The 3317-nt window shown below is 59.9% G+C and carries 3 protein-coding genes; 2 read left to right on the forward strand and 1 reads right to left on the reverse strand.

From position 1 onward, the window contains the following. The first annotated feature begins 310 nt into the window (after positions 1 to 310). On the forward strand, positions 311 to 625 hold the full coding sequence (locus A3A5_RS41565) for a LexA family transcriptional regulator (protein ID WP_081623911.1): 315 nt from the start codon (positions 311 to 313) through the stop codon (positions 623 to 625). Positions 626 to 1156: 531 nt separating this feature from the next. Beyond that, a complete protein-coding gene (locus A3A5_RS0115560; RefSeq protein ID WP_018311482.1) occupies positions 1157 to 1960 on the forward strand; it encodes a YecA family protein in 804 nt (267 codons plus the stop codon). Positions 1961 to 2111: 151 nt separating this feature from the next. Here A3A5_RS0115560 and A3A5_RS0115565 read toward each other — a convergent pair whose 3' ends face one another. Beyond that, positions 2112 to 3104, reverse strand: coding sequence for a hypothetical protein (locus A3A5_RS0115565; RefSeq protein ID WP_018311483.1), 993 nt, complete (start codon positions 3102 to 3104; stop codon positions 2112 to 2114). Positions 3105 to 3317: the final 213 nt, after the last annotated feature.

Genomic DNA, 3317 nt, shown 5'->3' on the forward strand with positions numbered 1-3317 from the left:
GCCGACATTCAATGACCTTCCGCGGCAGATGACGCCAGAGGGCAACGTGCTTCGTGTGGCAGGCGGCCAGTCTCGAATTGACGTTGGGCGCTGATGTCGTCCAAGCGCGACAAGGGGTGATTGTCCTATTGCTGCAATTGGATAGGGTCGCGCCCCCAAACTCTTTGTGAGTCAATGACTTGCGTAAGAGTACGACATTTTGGGTAGAAGGAACCTCGGAAGTCTTGCTGCGAGCGGCTTTCCGGACTGGTCACCGTATCAATCTACAGCAAAAGGACGATCACCCCTCCTTCGACTGCGGGGATTCCGAATGAGTCAAAAATCGCTTCTATTGTCTGGCGAGCGCTCAGCCTGTCCGAGTTTCACCGACAAGCAAGGTCAGTATCTCGCTTTCATCTGGGCCTACAGCTTGATAAACGGCCGTTCTCCGGCCGAGCGCGACATGCAGCGCTTCTTCGCCGTTACGGCGCCTTCCGTCCATCAGATGGTGCTTAATCTCGAACGCAATGGATTGATCCGCCGCCAAGCAGGTATCGCTCGCACCATCGAACTGCTCGTTGACCACAACTGCTTGCCTGTCCTACAACCCAGCCAAACTGTCATAACCTTAGTGCAGCGGTACTAGTCGCTCCCTGGCCATCCGCCGGGCGAACAGGAGACCGCGCCAAAGCAATGGGGGTGAACTCCCTGACTCCGATTTTGAGGCCAATGCGCCATCTAGCATGCGCAGATGGCTTCGGACTCTCGCGCATCGAAGGGGAGGTCTTGATCGTCGCCCCGTCTCGGCCTGTCGCCATCTTGTGGCCCGAACGTTTGTTCGCGTAACGCGTACAGGGGTAATCGTCCTTCTCGTGCAGATTGATACGGTTGGGCTGCAAAAACGCTTGTGATTCAGAGGGTTGCAGAAGAAGCGATTTCTCAATTGAAGCGAAACCGGAAAGCCTTGCTGGAAGCGGCTTCCCGGGCAATCACCGTTACATTTGCACGTTTCGAACGATTACCCCTTAATAAAGGGATGCCAAGCCCTGGCAGGACCGTCACGGTCTAGCAAGTGGTACGCCGCCCACGTCTGCAAAGTGGCGGCGCTATACTTCGCAGCGATGCGTCCAGCGCATCCCCATGTATTTACTAGCCCAGCACCCCGAGAACCCACCCCATGACTGAACCCACCGCACTGACGCCCGACGAACTGCAGGAGCTTGACGATCTGCTGGACGACCTGCGCCAGCGCGCCGAGGAAATTCCGCAATGGGAGTTCTGCGACGGCTTTCTCACGGCCCTTGTCTGCACGCGCCGCCGCATCCCCGCTGCCGAATACTTGCCCATGCTGCTGGGCGACAGCGCGGCGCTTGATGTTGCCGAGGGCAGCCCGCTGCCGTTGCTGCCCGCGTTCCAGGACGCGGCCCAGCAGGCCCGCTTTATGGAGCTGTGGCAGCGCCGCTGGAACGAGGTGGGGCACCAGCTCGACCAGCCCGTGGAGACGCTGGAGGACGAACGCACCTTCCAGCCCGAGGCCATGGACATGCGCGGCGCCATCCTGAGCCTGCCCGAGGAAGAGCGCGCCGAGATTGGCGGGCGGGAAATCCCTTCGTTCGGCCAGGTGTGGGCGCTGGGCTTCATGTTCGCGGTGGAGAACTGGCCCGAGGAATGGGCCGCCCCGCGCGACAAGGAGGCCGCCCAGTGGCTGGACGACGCGCTCGACGGCATCGTCGCCCTGACAGAGGACGACACCGGCCAGCCCGAGGTCTGCATGTACAGCGAGGACGGGCCGCCGAGCACCAGTCAGGCGCGCGTGGAAACCTTCGGGGAGGCGATCTGGGCCGTTTACGACCTGCGCCAGATATGGAAGAGCCTGGGCCCGCGCGTGGAGGCCGTGGTGAAGGGCGACCGGCCCGGCCGCAACGACCCGTGCCCTTGCGGCAGCGGCAAGAAGTTCAAGAAGTGCCACGGGGATACCTGAGATGGTTCATGCATCGCTGGGAGCGGACTCACGCAACCACCTGACTACCGTGGATTGGTCACAGCAATTCTGACAGCGTAATCGACAGCGCTCGTGCGAGCGCCGTCCATTGTTAGCAGATGGGCCTCTTGGCGCGTCGCTAATGATCTGCTTAGTGCAGACTGCCGGAAATGAACCCTTCGAACAGCGAATCCAGGTCCGTGAAGTCCAGCAGCTCGGCAGGATCGATGTCGATGCTGTCGAGGATCTCCGCCAAGGGTCTGTCGATGTTCGCCACTATCAGCCGCTTCATGTCGTCGGGCCTGCCGAGCAGTTTTAATGCCAGCGGGATGCTGAATCGTGTCTCCACCGGCACCATGTAGATCTCTCCAATCGAACGGCCGGAGAAGAGGCCAAGAAGGCCCTCAAGCTGAGGCCGGGTGTAGCAGTGCGCGTCCCAGAAGGGTGCGAAGCGCGGGTGCTCCAGCATTTCGCCGTCATAGCGCGGTTGCTCCGATGCCGCGAAGATAAATTGGGCCGCAAAGAAGGGGAAGAGGAAGGCGCCCAGTGCGCCAGAGCGGCGATTCCGCGAGCCATGCGCGAGAAGCTGATGGAACTGCGCGTAGTGGGCCGTTGTCTCCGAAACGATCGCGCGATTCACCAGACCCCAGTCTGTCCCAAGCTGACGGCGCATGGTGAACTCCGCGGCATGGCCGAGTTCGTGCGCGACGAGATCGAGGGATTGGAACCCGTCTGGCAACAGAACCAGATGCTCATCGGTGCCACAGCTCACGGCTTTCGCCTCGGGGTCTTCCGCGGAGGTATTCCACTTCCGGAGGAACTGACTCGAAACTCGCAAGAGCGTCGTCTTGCTGAGATCCACGCCGAACAGGTTGCCGACGAACGCCTTGAGTTCTTCAAAGTCAGCTTCGGTAACTCGGTCTTCAATCTCCGTCGTGTTCGTCAGGGCGATCTTGCGGATAATCGCAGGGCTCAAATGAGCTTGCTGAATCTGATCAGGGATGTACCCGGGCTTATTGGGCAATCCTGAAGTCTGGAAGGTGCGTGTCATCTTCTCTTGAGATGCGCGCCCTGCAGAGATGTCACCTGCCAGAAGCGCCGCCTTGCGTGCATGCTCCCACATGAAAAGGGTCTCCCTGAACATACCCGTTCCTCTCGTAGTTAAGATCGGGGCAATTCTACCCGTCAGGCAATTCCTTCCTGTGGCTGGCGCGATCATTAGTGGGCCTGATGTTCTTAATACCACACCGGACGGCAGTCTAACCCACCTCATTACACACAACTCCTGGCGGCTGGTGCGCCGCAGAAAGTCGTTTACGGTCAATGACATAGCGGGTGGGGTTGTAAACTCTTTCGG

This window comes from Cupriavidus sp. UYPR2.512 (assembly GCF_000379565.1).
Classification (GTDB): domain Bacteria; phylum Pseudomonadota; class Gammaproteobacteria; order Burkholderiales; family Burkholderiaceae; genus Cupriavidus.

What these genes read in the sequence shown, in the direction of transcription:
- A3A5_RS0115565 (WP_018311483.1), bottom strand. Translation starts at nt 3,104, where the DNA reads ATGTTCAGGGAGACCCTTTTCATGTGGGAGCATGCACGCAAGGCGGCG.
- A3A5_RS0115560 (WP_018311482.1), top strand. Translation starts at nt 1,157, where the DNA reads ATGACTGAACCCACCGCACTGACGCCCGACGAACTGCAGGAGCTTGAC.
- A3A5_RS41565 (WP_081623911.1), top strand. Translation starts at nt 311, where the DNA reads ATGAGTCAAAAATCGCTTCTATTGTCTGGCGAGCGCTCAGCCTGTCCG.